General features: G+C 49.2%; 20 protein-coding genes and 1 tRNA gene. 13 read left to right on the forward strand and 8 right to left on the reverse strand.

Annotated features, from left to right (window positions below):
• Positions 1 to 105: 105 nt before the first annotated feature.
• The gene (locus tag QCB44_RS00745) at positions 106 to 2,340 is read right to left on the reverse strand and encodes a methyl-accepting chemotaxis protein (protein WP_279407330.1); all 2,235 of its coding nucleotides are present in this window, start codon (positions 2,338 to 2,340) and stop codon (positions 106 to 108) included.
• 231 nt (positions 2,341 to 2,571) lie between these two features.
• Here QCB44_RS00745 and QCB44_RS00750 point away from each other — a divergent pair, with 231 nt between their 5' ends.
• Complete coding sequence (locus QCB44_RS00750; RefSeq protein WP_279407331.1) at positions 2,572 to 2,745, forward strand: hypothetical protein; 174 nt, start codon at positions 2,572 to 2,574, stop codon at positions 2,743 to 2,745.
• Here the strand turns inward: QCB44_RS00750 and QCB44_RS00755 are convergent.
• Both QCB44_RS00755 and QCB44_RS00760 read right to left on the reverse strand, forming a co-directional pair.
• Entirely contained in the window at positions 2,713 to 3,522 is an 810-nt protein-coding gene (locus tag QCB44_RS00755) for an undecaprenyl-diphosphate phosphatase (protein WP_279407333.1), read from the reverse strand. The genes QCB44_RS00750 and QCB44_RS00755 overlap by 33 nt on opposite strands.
• A 29-nt stretch (positions 3,523 to 3,551) precedes the next feature.
• A complete protein-coding gene (locus QCB44_RS00760; RefSeq protein ID WP_279407335.1) occupies positions 3,552 to 4,739 on the reverse strand; it encodes an SAM-dependent methyltransferase in 1,188 nt (395 codons plus the stop codon).
• Between the two features lie 184 nt (positions 4,740 to 4,923).
• Between QCB44_RS00760 and QCB44_RS00765 the strand changes: the two genes are divergently transcribed.
• Together QCB44_RS00765 and QCB44_RS00770 are read left to right on the forward strand one after the other, a co-directional pair.
• Positions 4,924 to 5,388, forward strand: coding sequence for a FliG C-terminal domain-containing protein (locus tag QCB44_RS00765; protein WP_279407337.1), 465 nt, complete (start codon positions 4,924 to 4,926; stop codon positions 5,386 to 5,388).
• Positions 5,389 to 5,420: 32 nt separating this feature from the next.
• Positions 5,421 to 5,903: a FliG C-terminal domain-containing protein gene (locus QCB44_RS00770; RefSeq protein WP_279407340.1), complete on the forward strand. Its 483-nt coding sequence runs from the start codon at positions 5,421 to 5,423 to the stop codon at positions 5,901 to 5,903.
• A 21-nt stretch (positions 5,904 to 5,924) separates the two neighbouring features.
• On the opposite strand, the gene folB is transcribed toward QCB44_RS00770, so the two are convergent.
• The gene (folB, locus tag QCB44_RS00775) at positions 5,925 to 6,281 is read right to left on the reverse strand and encodes a dihydroneopterin aldolase (RefSeq protein ID WP_279407342.1); all 357 of its coding nucleotides are present in this window, start codon (positions 6,279 to 6,281) and stop codon (positions 5,925 to 5,927) included.
• A gap of 161 nt (positions 6,282 to 6,442) precedes the next feature.
• Here folB and plsY point away from each other — a divergent pair, with 161 nt between their 5' ends.
• The gene (gene plsY, locus QCB44_RS00780) at positions 6,443 to 7,051 is read left to right on the forward strand and encodes a glycerol-3-phosphate 1-O-acyltransferase PlsY (protein WP_279407344.1); all 609 of its coding nucleotides are present in this window, start codon (positions 6,443 to 6,445) and stop codon (positions 7,049 to 7,051) included.
• Between the two features lie 116 nt (positions 7,052 to 7,167).
• On the opposite strand, the gene tsaD is transcribed toward plsY, so the two are convergent.
• Positions 7,168 to 8,208, reverse strand: coding sequence for a tRNA (adenosine(37)-N6)-threonylcarbamoyltransferase complex transferase subunit TsaD (tsaD, locus tag QCB44_RS00785; RefSeq protein ID WP_279407346.1), 1,041 nt, complete (start codon positions 8,206 to 8,208; stop codon positions 7,168 to 7,170).
• 204 nt (positions 8,209 to 8,412) lie between these two features.
• Here tsaD and rpsU point away from each other — a divergent pair, with 204 nt between their 5' ends.
• From rpsU to QCB44_RS00815, 6 genes are all read left to right on the forward strand, one after another.
• Complete coding sequence (rpsU, locus tag QCB44_RS00790; RefSeq protein ID WP_279407347.1) at positions 8,413 to 8,628, forward strand: 30S ribosomal protein S21; 216 nt, start codon at positions 8,413 to 8,415, stop codon at positions 8,626 to 8,628.
• Between the two features lie 13 nt (positions 8,629 to 8,641).
• Entirely contained in the window at positions 8,642 to 9,094 is a 453-nt protein-coding gene (locus QCB44_RS00795) for a GatB/YqeY domain-containing protein (RefSeq protein WP_279407348.1), read from the forward strand.
• 134 nt (positions 9,095 to 9,228) lie between these two features.
• A complete protein-coding gene (gene dnaG / locus QCB44_RS00800) occupies positions 9,229 to 11,019 on the forward strand; it encodes a DNA primase (protein WP_279407349.1) in 1,791 nt (596 codons plus the stop codon).
• Between the two features lie 84 nt (positions 11,020 to 11,103).
• Positions 11,104 to 12,930, forward strand: a complete 1,827-nt coding sequence (rpoD, locus tag QCB44_RS00805) for an RNA polymerase sigma factor RpoD (protein WP_279409158.1) — start codon at positions 11,104 to 11,106, stop codon at positions 12,928 to 12,930.
• A gap of 159 nt (positions 12,931 to 13,089) precedes the next feature.
• Positions 13,090 to 13,166: transfer RNA gene (locus QCB44_RS00810), tRNA-Ile, on the forward strand.
• A gap of 195 nt (positions 13,167 to 13,361) precedes the next feature.
• Positions 13,362 to 15,815 carry a methyl-accepting chemotaxis protein gene (locus QCB44_RS00815; protein WP_279407350.1) on the forward strand — a complete coding sequence of 818 codons (2,454 nt, stop codon included), beginning with the start codon at positions 13,362 to 13,364 and terminating at the stop codon, positions 15,813 to 15,815.
• A gap of 10 nt (positions 15,816 to 15,825) precedes the next feature.
• Here QCB44_RS00815 and QCB44_RS00820 read toward each other — a convergent pair whose 3' ends face one another.
• Positions 15,826 to 16,530 (reverse strand): hypothetical protein, encoded by a 705-nt coding sequence (locus QCB44_RS00820; protein ID WP_279407351.1) that lies wholly within the window; start codon positions 16,528 to 16,530, stop codon positions 15,826 to 15,828.
• A complete protein-coding gene (locus tag QCB44_RS00825) occupies positions 16,530 to 17,387 on the reverse strand; it encodes an HDOD domain-containing protein (RefSeq protein WP_279407352.1) in 858 nt (285 codons plus the stop codon). The genes QCB44_RS00820 and QCB44_RS00825 overlap by 1 nt, the downstream gene beginning before the upstream one ends.
• 257 nt (positions 17,388 to 17,644) lie before the next feature.
• On the opposite strand from QCB44_RS00825, the gene QCB44_RS00830 reads away from it, so the two are divergent.
• The gene (locus QCB44_RS00830; protein WP_279407353.1) at positions 17,645 to 18,334 is read left to right on the forward strand and encodes a putative metalloprotease CJM1_0395 family protein; all 690 of its coding nucleotides are present in this window, start codon (positions 17,645 to 17,647) and stop codon (positions 18,332 to 18,334) included.
• A gap of 86 nt (positions 18,335 to 18,420) precedes the next feature.
• Here the strand turns inward: QCB44_RS00830 and QCB44_RS00835 are convergent, their stop codons facing one another.
• On the reverse strand, positions 18,421 to 18,744 hold the full coding sequence (locus QCB44_RS00835; RefSeq protein WP_279407354.1) for a metalloregulator ArsR/SmtB family transcription factor: 324 nt from the start codon (positions 18,742 to 18,744) through the stop codon (positions 18,421 to 18,423).
• Between the two features lie 219 nt (positions 18,745 to 18,963).
• Here QCB44_RS00835 and QCB44_RS00840 point away from each other — a divergent pair, with 219 nt between their 5' ends.
• Together QCB44_RS00840 and QCB44_RS00845 are read left to right on the forward strand one after the other, a co-directional pair.
• The gene (locus tag QCB44_RS00840) at positions 18,964 to 20,313 is read left to right on the forward strand and encodes a S41 family peptidase (RefSeq protein WP_279409161.1); all 1,350 of its coding nucleotides are present in this window, start codon (positions 18,964 to 18,966) and stop codon (positions 20,311 to 20,313) included.
• A gap of 59 nt (positions 20,314 to 20,372) precedes the next feature.
• Complete coding sequence (locus tag QCB44_RS00845) at positions 20,373 to 20,930, forward strand: DJ-1 family glyoxalase III (RefSeq protein ID WP_279407355.1); 558 nt, start codon at positions 20,373 to 20,375, stop codon at positions 20,928 to 20,930.
• The last annotated feature ends 8 nt before the right edge of the window (positions 20,931 to 20,938 follow it).

Below are 20,938 nucleotides of genomic sequence, written 5' to 3' on the forward strand. Positions count from 1 at the left end.
AAAAAAGACCAATGACTGGCGTTTTATTCCGGGTCATTGGTCTTCGCATGTGATTTGAGCAGGCCGGTTTAGATCGTGTTAGAACACAGGCCTGTTGAGTTCAAATTAGAAAGTACTCCATTCGCTGGATTCATCTTCATTTTCGCTCACCGGAGAGGGGGCAACCGGCTTGGAGGCTGATTGCACGGCCGGTTTTGAAGGTATCGCTTTCTGAGCGGGCTCCGGTTTTTTTGAAGGGCTAGGCAGGGCCTTACTATGTCCTTGGTTACCGGTTTTAAAGAACGCCATATTGTGGCTCAGTTCTGTTGCCTGTTCAGACATGCTTTCTGCTGCCGCCGAAGTCTGTTCTACCAGAGCGGCGTTTTGCTGGGTGACCTGGTCAATGTCAGCAATGGCTTTATGCACCTGTTCAACCCCTTCAGCCTGTTCGCGAGAGGCCTGTGCAATGTGCTCGATCATCTGCGAAACGTTTTCAACCGCTTCGTTAATCTCTTTAAGCACTTCGCCCGATTCAGAGGCCAGTTTAGTCCCTTGATCGATGCGGGTAACGCTTTCGTCAATCAACTGTTTAATGTCCTTGGCGGCTTCTGCCGACTTCTGTGCCAGTGCGCGCACTTCACCGGCGACGACCGCAAAACCACGGCCGTGATCACCGGCGCGAGCCGCTTCGACCGCTGCGTTCAGAGCCAAAAGGTTGGTCTGGAAAGCGATGCCGTCAATCAAGGTAACGATTTCAGCGATTTTGTGGCTCGATTCCTGAATTTCATTCATGGCTGAAATGGTTTGCTGCATGACCTGGGTACCGTTATTGGCTTTACCTTGTACTTCGGTCGAAACACGTGTCGCTTCCACTGCATTTTGCGTGTTGTTCTGTACCGCGGAGTTCATTTCATCCATGGTGGCAGAGGTCTCTTCAAGCGCAGCGGCCTGTTCCTGAACGCGCTGACTCAGGTCGAGAGAGCCGCGAGAGACTTCTTCCGCCGCGCCGTTAACGACATTGGCGCTATTCAATGCGGAGGCGATAATATTCGCTAGATTGTCAGCGTTGCCATTGATGGCCGTTTTCAACTGATCCAATTGACCCGAGCACTCGGTGGTCACCGAAAGCGTCAGATCGCCCTGACTTTGCGCATCCATGACGCTGGTGATGTCACCAATGACCTTTTCAAGCACTTCAACGGTATTGTTGATGGCGTTTTTCAGTTGATCCATCTCACCGGATGCGGCAACGGTAACGCGTTCGTCAAAGGCCCCTTCAGAGACTTGTTGCATTACCTGATTGATTTCACTGATCACTCGATTCATGGTTTCCATCGAGTTTGATGCGGTTTCAATCATCGCCTTGTACTCACCTTGCGCGTTGGTGGTCAAGTTGACATCAAACTGCCCGTCACGCAGGTATTCCATGACTTGTTTTAGTTGCCCCATCACCTCGGTGATGTTGTCGGCACTGTTATTAATGCCGGATTTTAAGGTGTTCAAGTCACCGACATAGTCGCGTTCGATGCGCTGTGAGAAGTCACCTTGCGCGAGAGCACCGATGGTGGCATTGGCGTCACCAATGGCATTTTGAATGCTTTTAAGCAGTTCGTTAAGCGCTTCGGCGGAAAGCCCGATTTCATCTCGGCTTTGAACCTCTACCTGCTTGTCAAACTGTCCGGTGCGTACCACTTCTTGCATCGCGTTTTGCATTGCCACCACAGGGCGTACGACGGCGCGCATAATCCACAGGAAGAAACCGATACCGATGATCAGAGCAATGACCAAGATGACAATGGTGCTCGTCACCGCATTGCTGGCGGCCTTGGAGCCGTCATCGGAGGCGGTTTGGCTCAAGTGTTGCTGGTACTCAACCAGCTTAGCCAATGAGTCGCGGTAATCGCGGCTGAATTGACGCGTTTCAGGGGAAAGATACAAGGCGATGGCTTCTTGCGTTTGGTTGGCCAGAATCAACGCTTGAAGTTTTTTGTTGTTCGCGCTCTGCTTGGCGCGTGCGTCGATGACGTTTTTCAGCAGCTCCTTGCCTTTCTGTGAGCCGATCGTGCTTTCCAGGTAGTCGTAGCTTTTAGCGATGGCTTCACGACGTTTTTTAATTCGGTTGTCGGCCGTTTGCTTTTGCGCCGCATCCGTCGCCAGGAGCATCTGCGCGACATCACGCTCTGAGGCGACACGGTATTGATCCAGTCTCAGGGCTTCAGCAAGTTTGGGGGCACGGTCTTCCGCCACCAGGGTTAACGATTGATCGAGTTTGGAAATTTGCATTAACGCGGTGCCGCCAATAATCGCCGCCATCAGAATGATGGCGGCAAATGCGAGCATTAACCTGAGTTTCACGGTCATAATTGTTCTCTCTTAAGATTTAAAAAATAGCGCAAACGGGGTTTGTAAAGCCTAAAAACCGAAATAGAAGTAATTTTGTTATAAGCTATAAAATTTGCTTATAAGAAAGGTGGCGTAATATATAGAGATCTTGTCTAATTATCAAGACGTATCATAGACGATTTTTAGCTTATTGGTTGTTTTTTAAGGAATAGTCGGTTTTTTTCCGTTTTGGGGATGGGTGAGGGATGGGTGAATACAGTCGTTTATGCCGTGGCTGAGGGGGCGACACCATTCAGTCGCCAATGGGTATGTTGGCGGCAATGGAAAGGGGGTGCTGTATGGATTCGTGGGGTATCCGACTCAACCGGCCTGTTCGGTTTTCATATTCCGTTACCAGAAAAGGTAAATCAGCAGGCCGCCTAAGGCGAAACGGTACCAGGCAAACGGTGCCATGCCGATGCGGTTAATCCACTTTAAAAACAGCGCGATGACGATGTAGGCGCTGACGGCGGAAAGTAAGGTACCGCCAATCAGGGCTTGCCACTGCACTGGATCAGTGCTTTCCATCAGGTCTCTGGTTTTGAGCAGGCCCGCTCCCAAAATCACCGGAATGGAGAGCAGGAACGAGAAGCGTGCCGCCGCCTCACGGGTCAGGCCGAGCATCAGCGCGGCGGTAATGGTGATGCCGGAGCGCGAGGTGCCGGGAATGAGCGCCAGCGCCTGTGCGCCACCGATAATGGCGATGTCCTTGAAACTCAGACTGTATTCGTCGCGGATGCGCTTTCCCTTTACGTCGGACCACCACAGCAGCACCCCGAAACCGATGGTCGTCGCGGCAATAATCAACGGGTCGCGCAACTGTTCTTCCAGGCCGTTATTGATAAGCAGGCCAAAGCCGATGGCGGGCAGAGTGGCGAAAATCACCCACCAGGCCAAGCGGCTGTTGGAGGTCGGTTGGCGGGTGATGAGGGAGGTGCTCCAGTCGCGGGTCATGAGCCAAATATCATGGCGGAAGTAGAAAAGCACCGCCGACAGGGTGCCGATGTGTACCGCCACGTCAAATGCCAGTCCCTGATCCGGCCAGCCGAACAGGTGCGGCATCAGGATCAGGTGGCCGGAGCTGGAAATCGGCAGGAATTCGGTCAACCCCTGGATCAGGGCTAAAAAAGTGATTTGAATCCAGTCTAAAGTCGGTTGCATGGCGCCTTCTTGATTCTAGTGTGTCAATATTAGAGCTGGTGGCGCAGATCGCGCATTTTAAAGCCCATCAGTTTCAGGTCGAGCTGTTTGCTTAACGCTATGACCTTGAAAGTTTCGCCCATCTCATTCGGCAGCGTCAGGGTTTTAATTTGTTGGGCGATTTTAAGCTGCTCGGTAATCGGCGCGTTCGGATCGGACGACATTTCCAACAGGCCTGTCGCCATCAGAAAATGCGCCTGGGTGGTGTAACCGGCCACTTTCAAGCCGCTGTCATAAGCGGCTTCGGCCACCGCGGTAAAGTCAACGTGAGCGGTAATGTCCTGCAGTCCCGGATAAAAGAACGGGTTGCTGTGTGCTCGGTGCTGGTAGTGGCAGCGCAGGGTGCCCATGACGCGCGCGGGTTGATAATACTCTTCGCGCGTGTAGCCGTAATCGATCAGAAGAATCACGCCTTCACTCAGGCTGTCGCTGACCGCTTGTAGCCAAGGCCGAATATTGAGGTTGATTTCGGTTTCGTAGCCCAGTTCGGAGACCTCACCCAAATGTTCAATTAGCTGGTTGGCGAACTGCTGTAACGGCTTGTCGGTGATTTTCTGATAGTCCCACTCAAATTGCCGGGTTTCTTCGTTGAAGCGGACGTAACCGCGTAGCGCTTGGTGCGGTTCGATACGAAGGCGTTCAAACGGCATCGCATCCAACACCTCGTTGGCAAGTACGACGGCGGAAATCGGCTGCGCCGGCAGGGCGTCGAGCCAGACGACTTTATTAAACCACTCGATTGGCAATGCATCTTTAAGTGCCGCCTGTTGGCGTTCGCGCAGGTCGGCACTCAGTTCAATAATAAAATAGTGCTCTAAAGGCTGTTGCTGAAGTTGCAGCTCCAGCAAGATGTCTTTCGCCATGGTGCCCTGTCCGGCCCCAAATTCTATGATGTTCGGCGTTGGCAAGGTTTGCAAGACCTGAATCGCCTGGTTGGCGAGGCAGCGGGAGAAGATCGGCGACACTTCCGGGGCGGTAATGAAGTCGCCGCGTTCACCGATTTTCGGCAGTCCGCTGGCGTAGTACCCTAAGCCCGGAGTGTACAACGCCATCTGCATATACTGTGCAAAGGTCATATGCGGGTGGCGACGCAAACTGCGTTGAATTTTTTCACTGAGTTGCAGGCTGTGGTGTTTGGCGTCTGCCGAAGGTTCCGGAAGGGTATGTTTGGCTTTCATGCTTTTGAGTATTCGTTTAATGTGGAACTATTATGCAATAAAGGCAAACAAACGACCAGTCACAGAATGTGACAGTGTCATGATGATAAGCTGGTAATTGGCGAATATATTGCTTATATTGCCTCAATAGAGCGGTTAACGAATCTGTTTAATTTACAGTCAGTGGCTCTTAGGAGTAAGGGATATGAAGGTCGGAATAAAAAAGCTGCATGAAAATGAGTGGCAGGTGCATATTGGTTGTGCTTCCATGAAGCTGGATCGTTTTTCGTTGGCACTGTTGCAGATTACGCTCGATCACCTGTTGGCGCTGGAGCATGGACAGACCCATTCCACTTTGCAAAGTTACGTCAAATTGGGACTGAGGTTAAATGAACTCAGTGATCGCGCTTTACAGATCGTACTGAGTGAAGTGGATGATCGCGCCTTGTTGGATCTGTTGCTGTTAGCCAATGACAAAGAATTTACCGAACGAGTGTTGAGCAATACCGGGGGGATATTGGCGAAGCAGCTCAAGGAGGATCTGGATTCTGCCGCGATGCCGGATGAGGCGGACGCCAAGCAGGCGGTTAAACATTTAATTGAAAAAATGTTTGAGCTTGAGGCGGAAGGCAAAATTGAGTTTATTACCTCTGAAACCCGCTATATATAAAATAAACCTGGAACCGTTTTGAGGAAGTAAAAATGGATGTGTCGGCAAAACGAGGTCATGATGGTGAATGCTTGCTTGAGCTGGGACCGGTCACTTTGACACTCTCGGATCAAGTCATTCAGGCATTGCATGATGTGATTGAGCAACGTCTAAATCAGTCGGGCGCACAGCAGGCTGAAGAGCTGCATAGAAAGTTGCAGGCGTACCGCACGCTGGCTTCAAAGATTTCAGAAGTGGATGATCGTATTTTGCAGAAGTTCGCGCCTCAAGTGCCGGCCGAGCAGCTGGTGACTTTGGCGCGTTTGGCGGAGGGCGATCGATTACGCGAGAAGATTCTTAAAAATCTTTCCAAGCAGAATCGCCGCCAGTTTGAAGAAGATGAAAAATCCTTGGATAAAATTACTGAACAACACGCCTGTATCTACATGGAGAAGCTGGTGCCTACTTTGAAAAAAGTCGCCCAGGAGCAGAAAGCGCTCCAGGCTGAGTTGGAAGCCGAAAAATCAGGCGGTTGATGTGCGTTTCCGCCGGCTGTGCTACGGTCGATGGCGGCGGATTTTAAGTCCGACTCCGTCGGCCTCAGGCACCGCTTGCGGTTTGTTGACTTTCAAACTGACGGATTGCACCGCCGGGTGATGTGACAAAATGTGATCGCAGAGGCTTTCTGCCAAACTCTCTAACAGTTCAAAACGGTTGTTCTCGACCAGTTCAATAATCTCATCGCTGACCTGTTTGTAGTCAACCGTATCGTCAATGGCGTCACTTTGCGCGGCCTGGGCAATAGGGAGTTGCATTTCGATATCAAAAATCAGGGGTTGGCGCTGTTCGCGCTCCCACTCGTAAATGCCGATAATGGCTTGGGTTTTTAAGCCTTCAATAAAAATGGTGTCCATGTTTGCCGCCTGCTATGCCTGTTTTTTGGGGAATGAGATTTAATTGCCCGCTTATTATCTACTTCTTGTACAATCATGCCAACTTCAATCCATGCAAACGCCTCTCCCTGTCTGATAGGGTTACGGCTTAGAACATGAGAAATGATTAAAAGGTTAAGGAAATGGAATTCACTGCAATTGGGTTAATCGTCGGCGCTTATTTATTGGGCTCTTTATCGTCGGCGATTATTGTTTGCCGTTTGATGGGCTTTGATGATCCGCGTCAAGGCGGTTCCGGTAACCCGGGAGCCACCAATGTTAAGCGCCTCTACGGCAATAAGCCGGCCGCGATTACCTTGGCGGGCGATCTGTTGAAAGGGGTGTTGCCCGTATGGTTGGCCCACGCTTTGGGAATGTCCGCTGAAGTGGTTATTTTGACCGGCTTCGCCGCGTTTATCGGCCATCTTTATCCTGTGTTTTTCGGGTTTAAGGGGGGCAAAGGGGTGGCGACCATGTTGGGCGTGATGCTCGGATTGTCTTGGTCGATCGGTTTGGCGGTTGCGGCGACCTGGTTGTTTGTGGCCAAGGTGTTAAAGATTTCTTCTGCGTCGGCGTTAGTGGCGACCGCTTTGGCGCCGCTTTACATCTATTTTTTATCCGGCGAAATGAGCTGGGTGTGGCTGACCGTGGTGATGACCTTGATTCTGTTCTGGCGCCATAAAGGCAATATCGAACGTTTGCTTAAAGGTGAAGAAAGCAAGATCAAAAAAGAGGCTGAAAAGAGCGAATAGCGTTAAACCCTGACGGTAAAAAGTAGGTTTAAAACACAACAGGCCTGGTCAGATTCCATCTGCCAGGCCTGTTTGGTTCTCGGTGCGGGAATAAGTTTCTTACGGGAATAAGTTCCTTAATTGATCGGGGTTAGTTCTTCCAGCGACCATCTGGGCGTGGCGGCAAAATCCAGCCCCTGATGTTCACCAGCCAATAGGCGTTGTGCGCCGGCATAGGCGATCATGGCACCGTTGTCGGTGCAGAATTCCAGGCGCGGGTAAAAGACTTCGCCGCGGCGTTTGTTCATTAAGGCATCGAGTTTGGCGCGTATCTCGCGGTTGGCACTGACACCGCCGGAAACCACCAGGCGATCGAGCCCTTCTTGGTCGAGGGCGCGCTTGCATTTGATGCTGAGGGTATCGGCTACCGCCAGTTCAAAGGCGCGGCAAATGTCGGCTTTGGTTTGTTCGGTCGCGTCATTTTCCGCCACGGCTTCTTGCCAGGTGTTCAGCGTGTAGGTCTTCAGGCCGCTGAAACTCATATCCAATCCCGGACGGTCCACCATCGGGCGGGGAAATTGGTAACGATCACTGCGACCTTGCAGCGCCAGTTTGGAAACTTCCGGACCGCCAGGGTAGCCCAAATCCAACAGCTTGGCGGTTTTATCGAAGGCTTCGCCGGCGGCATCGTCCAATGTATCGCCCAATAATGTGTAACGCCCGATGCCGTCCACGCGGATGATCATCGAGTGGCCGCCGGAGACCAGCAGACAGATAAACGGAAACTCCGGTTGTTTCTCTTCGAGCATGGGGGCGAGAAGGTGGCCTTCCATATGATGCACGCCGACAGCGGGAATGTTCCAGGCGTAAGCTAAACTGCGCGCCACCGACGCACCGGCGAGAAGCGCGCCCATCAGCCCCGGGCCGGCGGTGTAAGCGATGCCTTGAATATCGGTCGGAGCAATGTCGGCTTGCTGAATGGTCTGCTGAATGAGTGGCGTTAGTTTGCGGATATGGTCCCGGGAAGCCAGTTCCGGCACGACGCCGCCATAGAGGGCGTGCAGTTCCACTTGAGAGTAAAGGGTGTGTGCCAACAGGCCTTTTTGAGTGTGGTACAGCGCAACTCCGGTTTCATCACAGGAGCTTTCAATGCCTAAGACAAGCAGGGCGTTATTCATCAGGATTACTCTACGACCATTCAAAGTGGCTGAATTTTAACAAAAATAATCGTTTTTTATTGGAAGTTTTCTTGCAAAAGGGTTTGCAAAAAATAGAATACAAAACTATAATTCGTCGTTTTCCACTGTCTTCTTACTGAGTTCGAACATTAAAAGGCCAGTTGGATGACGGTAAACCGAATTCAAAATTTAATAGGTAGAGTTATGCCAAGTGTAAAAATTCGTGATACAGAACCATTTGACGTCGCATTGCGTCGTTTTAAGCGTGCTTGTGAAAAAGCAGGTGTTTTGACTGAAGCGCGCAAGCGTGAATTCTATGAAAAGCCAACTTGGGCGCGTAAGCGTATGAAAGCGGCTGCAGCTAAGCGTTTGGCTAAGCGTCTTTCACGTGAGAACCGTCGTACAACTCGCATGTACTAATCCGGAGTGATTCGTGTCTAGTGAGTTGAAAGCACAGCTAAGCGCAGCCATGAAGGCTGCGATGAAAGCGAAAGAAAAAGAGCGCTTGAAGGTCATCCGTTCAATGCAGGCTGCGGTTAAGCAGGTTGAGATTGATACTCAAACCGAACTGGATGATGCAGGGGTGTTAGCGGTATTGGATAAAGCGATTAAGCAACGCCGCGATGCCGAACAGCAGTATCTTGATGCCGATCGTGCTGATTTGGCCGAACAAGAAGCTTTTGAAATGACGGTCATTCAAGAGTTTATGCCGCAAGCGCTGACTGAAGACGAAATCAATGCGCTCATCGATGAAGCGATGACTGAAACCGGTGCCAGCTCCATGCAGGACATGGGCAAGGTGATGGGTCTGCTAAAACCAAAAATGCAGGGTCGTGCCGACATGGGCCAGGTAAGTAAGTTAATCAAGGCGAAGCTGAACGGCTGATTTCAGATACGGTTGTTGGTTCCACTGCTGGACGAATCAATCTGATTTTTAAAAAAAACCTGCCAATTGTTGGATTGGCGGGTTTTTTGCGTTTTAGGGTGTGTGTATTTCCTGTGGATAAGGTGTGAATATTGGTGGCACAAAGCGGATCCATCCCACGTTCCTTTATCGAGAACCTGTTGGCTCGAGCCGACTTGGTGCAGGTAATAAATCAACGCGTCCCTCTTAAAAAAGCGGGGGCTACCTATAAAGCCTGCTGCCCGTTTCATGACGAAAAAACCCCTTCCTTTAACGTCAATCCGCAAAAACAGTTTTATCACTGCTTTGGCTGCGGTGCCAGTGGCGATGCCATTAAGTTTTTAATGGAGTATGACGGCCTTTCCTTTGTTGAAGCCGTAGAAGCGTTGGCCGCACAATACGGCATGGAAGTGCCGCGCGAAAAGCTTTCCCCAAAACAGCAGGCGCAGCAGCAGGTCAAGCAGCAACAGCAGCGCGACCTGTATGATGTGATGCATTTGGTGGCTAAATTTTATCGCCATCAGTTGCGGGATCATCCGGCTGCACAGGAAGCCAAAGCGTATCTGAAAGCGCGTGGCCTGAGTCCGGATATTGCCAAAACTTATGTGATCGGTTTTGCTCCGCCCGGCTGGGATTCGCTGTTGTCGGGTCTGAAAGCGGATGAAAAATTAAAGCGGCAGCTGATTGAGACCGGCATGCTGGTTGAAAAGGAAGGCGGCAAAATTTACGACCGTTTTCGCCACCGAATCATGTTTCCGATTCGCGATGGGCGCGGTCGAGTCGTGGCTTTTGGTGGCCGGGTGCTGGGCGACGACCAGCCAAAATATTTGAACTCCCCGGAAACCCCTATCTTCCATAAAAGCTATGCGCTTTATGGGTTGTATGAGATGCGCCAATCTCGCCAGAAGTTTGATCATATTCTGGTCGTGGAAGGGTATATGGATGTGGTGGCGCTGGCGCAATTTGGCCTGCGCAATGCCGTCGCCACCTTGGGTACCGCCACTACGGCCGATCATCTGGCGATGCTGTTCAGGCAGGTGAATGAAGTGGTGTTCTGTTTCGACGGCGATCCTGCCGGAATGAAGGCGGCCTGGAAAGCGATGGAGCTTGCGGTGCCATTGATGGAGAATGAGCGTTCGGTGAAATTTCTGTTTTTGCCGCAGGGAGAGGACCCCGATTCGATGGTGCGTAAAGAGGGAGTAGACGCCTTTCAAACCCGAATTCGCAATGCTCTGCCTTTGTCCGATTTTTTATTACAGGGACTGCAGGGAAAGTTGTCTCTGCCGTTAAGCAGTATAGAGGGACGGCAACAGCTGGTATCGATGGCGCAGCCTTATATTCAGCAAGCAAAAGGCTTGTACCAGTACTTGTTGGTGGAAGGTTTGGCGCAATTGGTGGAATTACCCGCTTGGCGCTTGGAAAAGCAGATGAATGTCTATTCAGGATATGCCGGCTTTAAAAAGGGGCATGCGAATTCGTCAAAGTCAAAACAAACTCAACAGGCCTCCTCCCCGGTGAGTCGCGTGGTGACCTTGCCGTTAAAATTGGTGCGAATTTTGTTAAAAAGACCCGGGTGGGCGCAATTTTTTCCAGAAAATTTTGCTCAAGACCTTTTAAAAAGCACGCAGCGTGACTATCAAGTATTAGGCGGCGTGATCCAAAGTCTGGTTTTTAATGCTTTTTTAGCGGAAGCCGCCGTGCAGTGGTTGTTAGAAAATGGCTTTAAATCGGAGTTGGAGTTGATTCAGCAATCGGACTTACCGGATGATGACGGTTTTTTGCGTGCAGAGTTTGATGTGGCCATTGTCTCGCTCGCAGTGGCTTTGGATGAGGCGCAGCTAGGGCATTGCGGATGGGATTTGAATGAAATGATCCGTTTGCAGAGCTTGGCAGGGGCGCGTGATTAAGCTAACACGCTATTTTTAAAGCGATTTTAATAATATTTTCATTAAAAGCAGATTAAATTAGGTATAATTAAGGGTTCCGTTTTTCTGCGTGATTGCAGAGCAGAGTCCACAAGTTTCGAGGCAGACATGACAAAAGTTGAAAGAAAACAGCAGTTAATTGATTTGATCGAGCGTGCTAAAGAGCTGGGTTATTTGACCTATGCTGACGTAAATGATGTATTGCCCGATGATATCGAAGAGGATCAGTTGGGTCAGGTTTTGACCATTCTGAAAGATTTCGGTATCCAGCTGTTTGACTCTGCACCAGATGAAGACGAACTTTTGACCAAAGATGGTGAGTTGTTTGATGATGCCGCCGCTGAAGCGGCCATTGCCGCACTCGCTGAAGTCGATTCTGAGTTTGGGCGCACCACCGATCCGGTACGTATGTATATGCGTGAGATGGGATCGGTTGAGTTGTTGACTCGTCATGGCGAGATTGAAATCGCTAAACGTATTGAGTCCGGTATCCGTGGTATGTTGGATGCCCTAGCCACTTATCCGGTATTTGCTGAAACCATCCTCGATACCTTTTCCAAAATGGAAGACGGTGAAGGAAAGGTCGCGGACGTTATTCAGGGATTTGTACGTCCAGGCGATTTAGTGGATGTTCCTGTTGAAGAACTGTCTCCGGATAACGATAACCAGGAGCCAAAAGAAGACGGTGTTGATCCGGAAGAGCTGGCGGAATTCTTGGCGAAACTGGAAAAATTGAATTCGGCTGCACTGGAAGCGGAAGCCAAATACGGTTTTGATGATGAAAAGGCGCAAAAGAAACGCGCGGAAGTGGTTGCGCACCTGCAGGGCATTAAAATCACGCCAATCTTCTCCAATAAGATGATCAAACAGATCAAATCGAAAATTGCCTTAATCCGTGAACAAGAGCGTGTGATTGTGGATAAAGTCATGCGTGAAATCAAAGTGCCGCGTCCGGTTTTCCTGGAAACATTTGTAGGTAAAGAGATTGATTACGAGTTAATTGACCGTTTGATCGAAAAATGCCCTGATTTGGCCGACTCGCTTGAAGCGGCGCGCGCCGATGTTAAACGCGCACAAAAACGTTTGGCAATGATTGCCAAAGCTGAAAAAATGCCGATCGCACTTTATAAGTCGAACTACAAGGACTTGAGTAAGGCGGAAAATCAGGCACGCACTGCCAAGCGTGAAATGATCGAAGCCAACCTGCGTCTGGTTATCTCCATTGCCAAAAAATACACCAACCGTGGTTTGCAGTTCCTGGACCTGATCCAGGAAGGTAACATTGGTTTGATGAAAGCGGTGGATAAATTCGAATACCGCCGTGGTTACAAGTTCTCGACTTATGCGACCTGGTGGATTCGTCAGGCGATTACCCGCTCGATTGCCGACCAGGCACGCACCATCCGTATTCCGGTGCATATGATCGAAACCATCAACAAACTGAACCGTATTCAGCGTCAATTGCTGCAAAAAATGGGGCGTGAACCGACTCCGGAAGAGTTGGCGGAAGAGATGGAAATGCCGGAAGATAAGATTCGCAAGGTGATGAAAATCGCCAAAGAACCGATTTCCATGGAAACCCCGATCGGGGATGATGAAGATTCTTCATTGGGTGATTTCATTGAAGATTCGAATATTCTTTCGCCTCAAGATGCCGCGGATGCCGAAGGCATGAGCGAAACGGTGCGTGAGATGTTGAGTACTCTGACGCCGCGCGAAGCCAAAGTGTTGCGCATGCGTTTCGGCTTGAGCATGAACACCGACCATACCTTGGAAGAGGTTGGTAAGCAGTTCGATGTCACGCGTGAGCGTATCCGTCAGATTGAAGCCAAAGCGTTGCGTAAGTTACGTCATCCTAGCCGCGCCGAACGCCTGAAAAGTTTCTTAGACTAAGACCCTCTTATCGATGAACCGACCTGTTGGGGTTTGCTCAACAGGCCGAATCAAAAAAGCACGGCTTTATCGTTCCCTAAAGATCATGCAGCCGTTATAATAAGCGGCGTTTTTCGTATTTAGAACTGACCAGGCCTGGTCGGTTTTCTTCCTATCTAAGGGCCCTTAGCTCAGTTGGTTAGAGCATCCGACTCATAATCGGCAGGTCCACGGTTCAAGTCCGTGAGGGCCCACCATTTATTTCTGTCCAAATCGTTTAAGAAACAAAAATCATTAAGATGCAACTTGCCCTGGGAATAAAAGCTTACTCAATAGGTTTTGCTGATTAGGGTGTGTGAAGATTTTGTTTCCACTTGCAGTTTTTGCTGGCGCAGCGTTTTTTTGTGATGCTATGATGAGTAAAAAATAATAATAAGTAAAAAGGTTGAGCCATGGTTGTTGACGGCGTCAAAGGGCACTCTTCTAAAAAGAGTCTGATCATTTATTTTCTGGTGTTTATTTTGATTAACGCTTTCGGTTTAGGGGCTTTCTTATATTTGCAAAAGCAACATATCAAGACGATCAATCACGCAGAAAATGAAATTAGTCAGAAGCTCGTGCTTTATAACGATATTGTTTATCAATTAGGGTATGGCAATTACATTCACAATTTCAAGAATTTGATTTTGCGAGGAAAAGCGGATTACCGAGAAGCCGATTATCGCGAAAAGCTTCAAGAAAACTCCGCCAAATTAAAGCAGGCTTTTGCTGAGTATCGTCAGTTGACGGGTGTGGAGCCTTACGAGTTGGAGCGCTTACAGGTTGTTGAAAAAACGGTTACAGAATTTGACCAAATGGTTGCCAAAGCGGTTCAGCTTCGTAATCAAGGCAGTCGCATCGGCGAGATCGACCGTAACGTAGTGGTGGATGACCGTCCGGCGATGTTGGCGATCAAAGAGTGGCATGATTTCCTGCAGGAAGATGCCCAGGCAAAGAAACAGAAGGTCATTAGTGAATTAGCCTATCAAGAGAGAATGGATCTGAGTGTTTATTTTGTTCTGCTTATTTTGCTCAACTTAATCGCGTTTGAATTTTTGGTCCGCCGAGATTTGATTAAACCGGTTCTGCAGTTGCAGACGCAATTGAAGCACTTTTGCGACACCCGTGGCGAAGGCATCAGCGAAGATTTTCAGGTTAAAGCCAAGGGGAGTTTGGAAATCAATTTGGTTACCGAATACCTCAATCGCATGTTATGCATTATTTATCACAATATGCATGAAGTTGAAGCGGTTAAAGCGGTTGTCGATCAAAGCAGCGCCAATATCATGATGGCGGATGAAGACTTGGTCATCACTTATATGAACCCATCCATCGTGACCACTTTAAAGAAAGTGGAAAAAGAGATCCAGGAGATGTTGCCGCATTTTTCCACAGAAAAACTGGTGGGGCAGAATATCGATATTTTCCACGTTCATCCCGAGCACCAACGCAAGCTATTGGCTGAACTTAAAGAGACCTATGTGGCCAAATTGACCTTGGGGGAATTGCATCTTGAAATTGTGGTGAATCCGATTTGGGGGCCGAATGGTAAGCGTAACGGTTTTGTCACCGAGTGGCGTGATGTCACTCAATCGGTCAAACTCGAACAGATGCAGCATGCCGTTGAAGAAAACCTTAAGGTCATGGTGGAAAAAGCCGCTAAAGGGCATATTGGCGAACAAATTGATGTTTCGGTATTGAACGGCTTTATTCATGATCTGGGGATGCAGATCAACTTTATGTCGAAAGCGATTTTTGACGCCAACAATAAAATTTCTGAAGTGATTCAACAGCTTTCTCAAGGCAATTTAACCCAGCGCGTTGTCGGCGATTATGAAGCGAGTCTGGGAGAGATGAAAGACGCGATTAATCTCTCCTTGGATACGCTTTCTCAGATTTTGGCGCAGGTTCATGTTTCGATCAACCAAATTGCTCAAGGCATTGAGCAAACCTCTCAAGATAATTCCGAGCTTTCCAGCCGAATTCAACAGCAAGCGGCTTCCATTGAAGAAACCGCAGCGACGATGGAAGAGATGACCTCTTCGGTTCGCAATAACGCCGTCAATGCTCAGGAGGCGAATGCGTTAACGGTGCAAGCCAGCCAGAAAATGGCCGAAGGCGCCGACATCATGCGCCAAACCATTGAGGCGATGGAACAGATTCGGGATTCCAGTAGCCAAATTGAACAGATTATCGGCCTGATCGACTCGATTGCGTTCCAGACGAACTTGTTGGCGTTGAATGCCGCTGTGGAGGCAGCAAGAGCCGGTGAGCACGGGCGCGGTTTTGCTGTAGTGGCGGGTGAAGTGCGCAATTTGGCGAGCAAATCGGCGGAAGCTGCAAAAGAAATAAAAAACTTGATTGAACGTTCTGCACAACAAGTTCAAAAAGGAACCGAGTTGGCAGAAAGTTCCGGTTCGTCTCTTAACCAGATTTCCGAATCCATTCGGCATGTTACCGAAATCGTCGGTGAAATCGCGACCTCTTCAAATGAACAAGCTCGCGGAATTGAGCAGTTGAATCAAGCGGTGGTGTCTCTTGATAAAAACACTCAGGAAAATGCGCACCTCGTTGAGCGTTCGGCTGGGTCTGCAGAGATGATTGCTGAGCAGTCGCGCGAACTGGTCAAGCAGATCGATCAATTTAAGATTGATGAGGCCTTCATTCGTTCGGCAGAAGAGCAGCAACGAGCAACGGCGCTGACGTCGGTTGCCGAGAGCAATCACCTTGATCTTAAAGAAGCCCCGCAGCCTGTTAAGCCAGTTGTCGAAAACAAAGAGCGTTCTAACGACGAGAAGAAAAACCGTGTGAAGACGTCTTCAGAAGCGAGTGTCAGCCCTATGGGTGAACAGTGGGAAGAGTTCTAGCATAATGAGATTAACCGTGGCGCCCTAGGGCGGCTCGGTTCATCGCTTCCTTCACTTTGATTAAGATGGCCGCTTTGGCTTCAGGAGGAACGATTAATCGCTCATTAAACGTAGAAAAGTTTTTCAACTTTTCATAGTTGGCCTTAGCTTGCGGGGGGACTCGAAACTCGCTTTCGCTAAAAGCGGTGAAATCCAATTCCAGCTTGGGGGCTTCTTCATCCTCCGCCATTCTTTCAATGTCTTTAATGAATTCATCGGTATGTTCAAGCACTCGGCTTTGGGTTGCCAGGGTAACGGAGGTGTATTCTTTGGTGGTAAAGTCCACGTCTTTGGCAATACGCTGGGCGATGGCTTTTTGATCGTCAACCACAAAGGGTTCAAGGTGTTTCATGAACTCTTTTTTTTCCAGTTTCATAATCTGCTTCAAGGCTTGAGATTGGGCAAGGTTTTTATATTTCAAAATGATCGTGTAATAAATCAACCCGAACAGCAGCAGGGCGGCCAAAGTCAATAACCCTATTTGCAGAGTGGGCCAGTTTGAAAAAAACAGCAGCAGAAAGCCGATCAATAAGGTTGATGAAATGACGGCAAAAGAGATGCCCTTGATCGCGTTGGCTTGGATAAACCAAGGATAGTAAAGTTCAGGTTTAAAGACCGTGGTGTCCAGCTCTAACAGGTGTTTTAGAGCGGAGAAGTGACTGAACTTTGATTGCATTAATGACCTCCGGGGGCCGTGCCCATCGCATGGCCCCATTTTACCACGGCAGCACTGGCCGCCGTTAGTGCGTTTTCAGGCAGGTTTAGGGCATCAAAGGCCATCTCTTTATATTGCTTGAGTTCTTGGGTGATGTGCGTGTCATCGGCCGTGGCAACGGCAAAGTTCGCCGCCATGATCAGGGCCACCATCTGTCTGATTTTGTTTTGACTATTTGCTGTTTTCAGCAGAGCTGTATCATGGTGCATCAGGATGGTTTTGCAGAGAGTGTCATCCAGGCGCCATTTCTTGGCAATGAGCGCGCCTAAATGTACGTGGGTTGTTCCATACATCTCCGCTTCTTCTTCAAGGCTTTCGATAGGGTGCGCTAAATGCTGGCGAAAACGGAGAATGTAGGCCTGTGGGTTCAGTCGAGACAGGAACAGAGCGCCCAGGTTCTGCATCAAACCGGCCATATAGGCTTCTGAGCGCGAAACTTCGTAAACCCAAAAAGAAAGTTCTGATGCAGCGATCCCCGCTTTACTGCCGTGCGCCAGAATTTCTTGTTCAATCGCATTTTGGCTGACAGCTTTTTTTAGGCTAGCACTGACAAAAAGGTTGCTGATTTCGTCCAAACCGAGCAGGTTTACAGCCGTTTTGGCTTCTTTGATTTCGTGCTTGTGCTGAGTGACATTGGAGTTCGCTAACGCTAAAAAGTCGCCCAGTAATTCGGAATTGTGAGCAATTAAATTCGCAATGGTGACCGTATTGGGGTAAGGCTTTTCGAGTTCGGCTTTGAGTAATAGAACTTCTTCTGAAAGCGTCGGGACGTTGACCTTAGGGTAAATTTGTGCCGCTTTTTGAAGCCGTTCCTGCATACGCCGACCTTTGATTTTTTGATTGTTTACTTCGGTCCATTTTATCTATTTCTATTCGGTTGCGATAGTAAAAGCATTTAAGGTGTTTTATGCAGCGAGCCATGATGTGTTTTTGCGTTGTTATTCAGGGTTTGGTATGATTCCGGTTAATAAAATAAGTGCTTGAACATACTTGGTTTTTCCGTTAAATGATTACGCCAGCTTACTCTCATTCATCGATGCTATCGTCGCTGCACTCGCAGGCAGCACGACCCGTTGTGGACCGCTCTCAGTTCAGTCCGGGAAACACTGGAACCGTCGAAACGAATACGGTAGGCAACGCTCCATCCTCCAGAACGGCTGGTACAGATAAGTCTACAGCCTCAAATGAGGTCTCTTCGACTCAAGCTCCCGACGCTCAGTCTGAACAAAATGAAGTACAGGTTCAGCAGGTCATCAATCAGCTTAAGTTAAGAGATCGTGAAGTCAGAACGCATGAACAAGCCCATCTGGCTGCCGCTGGAAGTTATGCCACAAGCAGCGCCTCCTTTGTGTATCAGCAAGGACCGGACGGTAAACGCTATGCCGTGGGGGGCGAAGTGGGGATTGATGTCTCGCCTGTCGCCGGTGATCCGCAAGCGACTATTCAAAAAGCGATGGTCGTTCGTAGTGCCGCTTTAGCCCCTGCGGAGCCTTCTTCGCAGGATATTAAAGTGGCTGCGCAGGCCGTGCAAATGATGGCGCAAGCGCGCGCTGAGTTGGCGCAACAGTCTCAGCAAAGCGGTGAAGAGGGTAAAAGCGAAACGCCCGAATCAGAAGTGAGTGAGTCAAGTCGTTCTCAAGATGAAAGGTCCGCTTACATTGCGCCAGCAGGACAGGACGGAACAGAAAAGGAAACCGAAGCGACAGGCCTGGTCAATAATTCGCGTAATGCGTTTGATTTAAGGGTCGCTTTTCAAAACGTCTAGGTGAGCGGTTAGGGTAGAAGGCATGGAGGTGAGGCTTTAAAGGCCGTTCCTGATTGCGATGAAAAACGGCCTTTAGTCGATTTCAATCAGTTTACTGGGCAGAAGGTTTCTTGCATTGCATCCATCAGTTTAAGGATGGCCGGATCTCGCACCTTACATAAAATTTTGCTGCCTTCACGGCGTGAGGTGATAATTTCTTTCTCCCTGAGAATGTCGATATGCTGAGAAATATTGCTTTGGGTCGTACCGACTTTAGAGACAATGTCCATGACCGGCAACTCCTGTTCTCCAATGACGCATAAAATTTTAAGTCTCAATGGATGCCCCATGGCTTTGAGTGCTTTAGAAGCTTTGTTAATATTCTCTTCTTTCATTTCAAATGGTTTAGCGTCTGAGTTAGCTTCTTGCATTCTGATATCACCAATTCACTGTATAACAATATTATTAATTATTTAATTCTGTTTTAATTTTCAAGATTTTAATGAAAAGCGGCCATCATGTCACGCAAACATAATTTATAATGAATTAAATTATTTTGCTGGTAAACGGCTTTTAATGGGCGCTTAAAGTCGCTATAAAGACTTAAATGAACCGCTCGAAAAACAATTCTGGAGATGCATGTGCAAAGTATGGCATATAAAAAAGTAACCTGGATGGGAATGGGGATATTATTGGGGGCCTTTATTGTGCTCGCTTCCACGGTCATGGCCGATAAATCCGACCGTGATGAAACTGCTCAGGCCTCATCGCCCACTGTTTCCTTACCTTTACAAGAGTTGCGTGCTTTTGCCGAGGTGTTTGAACGAGTCTCCAGCGATTATGTTGATGAAGTCGATGACAAGAAGCTGCTGGAAGGCGCGATCAGCGGCATGTTGTCGAGTTTGGATCCGCATTCGGCCTATTTGCCACCAAAAAACTTTAAAGAGATGGAAGAGCATACCAAAGGCGAATTTGGCGGCCTGGGTATGGAAGTAGGCATGGAAGACGGTTTTGTGAAAGTTATCTCGCCGATCGATGACACGCCAGCGCAAAAAGCCGGCGTTAAGGCAGGGGATCTGATTATCAAGCTGGGGGATGAGCCGGTTAAAGGCAAAACCCTGAGCGAAGCAGTTGACATCATGCGCGGTAAACCGGGCACAAAACTTAAGTTAACGATTGTGCGCAAAGGCGAAGATGCGCCGATTACCTTAACCATCACCCGCGCCATTATTAAGGTAAAAAGCATTAAGCAGCGCCTGTTGAATGACGGCATTGGCTATGTACGCATCAGTCAGTTCCAAGTGCGCACCGGCCAGGATATGGTCGAAGCGATCAAAAAACTCGAAGAGGAAAATCAAGGTGATCTGAACGGATTGGTTCTGGACTTGCGCAACAACCCGGGCGGAGTCTTAACTGCTGCGGTTCAGGTATCGGATGCCTTCTTGAATGACGGTCTGATTGTGTATACCGAAGGTCGAATCAAAAACTCGCAGATGCGTTTTGAAGCGACTAAAGGGGATGTGATGCAAGGCAAGCCGGTGGTGGTTTTGATCAATGAGGGTTCCGCCTCGGCTTCGGAAATCGTGTCCGGCGCTTTGCAAGACCAACAGCGCGCGATTGTGGTTGGACGTACCAGTTTTGGTAAAGGGTCGGTGCAAACCCTGCTGCCACTCAACAATGGCGCGGCCATCAAAGTGACGACGGCGCGTTATTTCACTCCGTCCGGACGTTCCATTCAGGCCGAAGGGATTAAACCCGATATTGAAGTGGATCTGGTGAAAGTGGAGAAGGTTGATGCCTCAGAATTGATGAACGTCAAAGAGAAAGACCTTACCGGGCACCTTGAGAATGGTAATGGCCATGCCGAAGAAGGCAGTGAGCAAGAGAAAGCGGATAAGGCTTCTAAAGAGATCAAGAAACTGCTTGAAAAAGACTATGAGTTGAATGAAGCGGTCAGAGTGCTGAAAACCCTCTCTCTGGCGCAAAAAATGAAACTCTAGGTCGAGTCACTGAAAACCACCCCAATTAGGGTGGTTTTTTATTTTAAGGAGAAGGTTTCATGACTAAAAAAGTATTGGTGCCTTTGGCGCAGGGTTGCGAGGAACTGGAAGCGGTCACCATCATTGATCTGTTGGTGCGCGCCGGGATTGAAGTGGTGACCGCCAGTTTGGATAGCGAGCGCATCGTTACCGCGAGCCGCGGCGTGCAGTTGATAGCCCAAACGGCGTTAGACGATGTGATGCAGGAATCGTTTGACTTGATCGTGCTGCCGGGCGGCCTGCCGGGAGCGGACTATTTGCAGCAGGACAGCCGCATCGCGCATCTGCTGAAAAATACCGCCAAGCAGGGCGGGCTGATCGGCGCGATTTGCGCGGCACCGAAAGTGCTGGTTTCAGCAGGCCTGTTGGATAACAGAAAAGCCACCAGCTTCCCCGGCGTGATTGATGTGCAACCAGCCGAAAACATGCAGTATCTTGATCAGCCGGTGGTGGAAGACGGGCAGATCATTACCTCAAAAGGACCGGGAACGGCCATGGATTTTGCGCTGACCTTGATTGAAAGATTGGCCGGAACGGCGAAACGCCAAGAGGTTGAGAAAGGGCTGCAACGTCCCTGACTGTCTGG

The organism is Thiomicrorhabdus sp. zzn3, assembly GCF_029767755.1.
Classification (GTDB): domain Bacteria; phylum Pseudomonadota; class Gammaproteobacteria; order Thiomicrospirales; family Thiomicrospiraceae; genus Thiomicrorhabdus.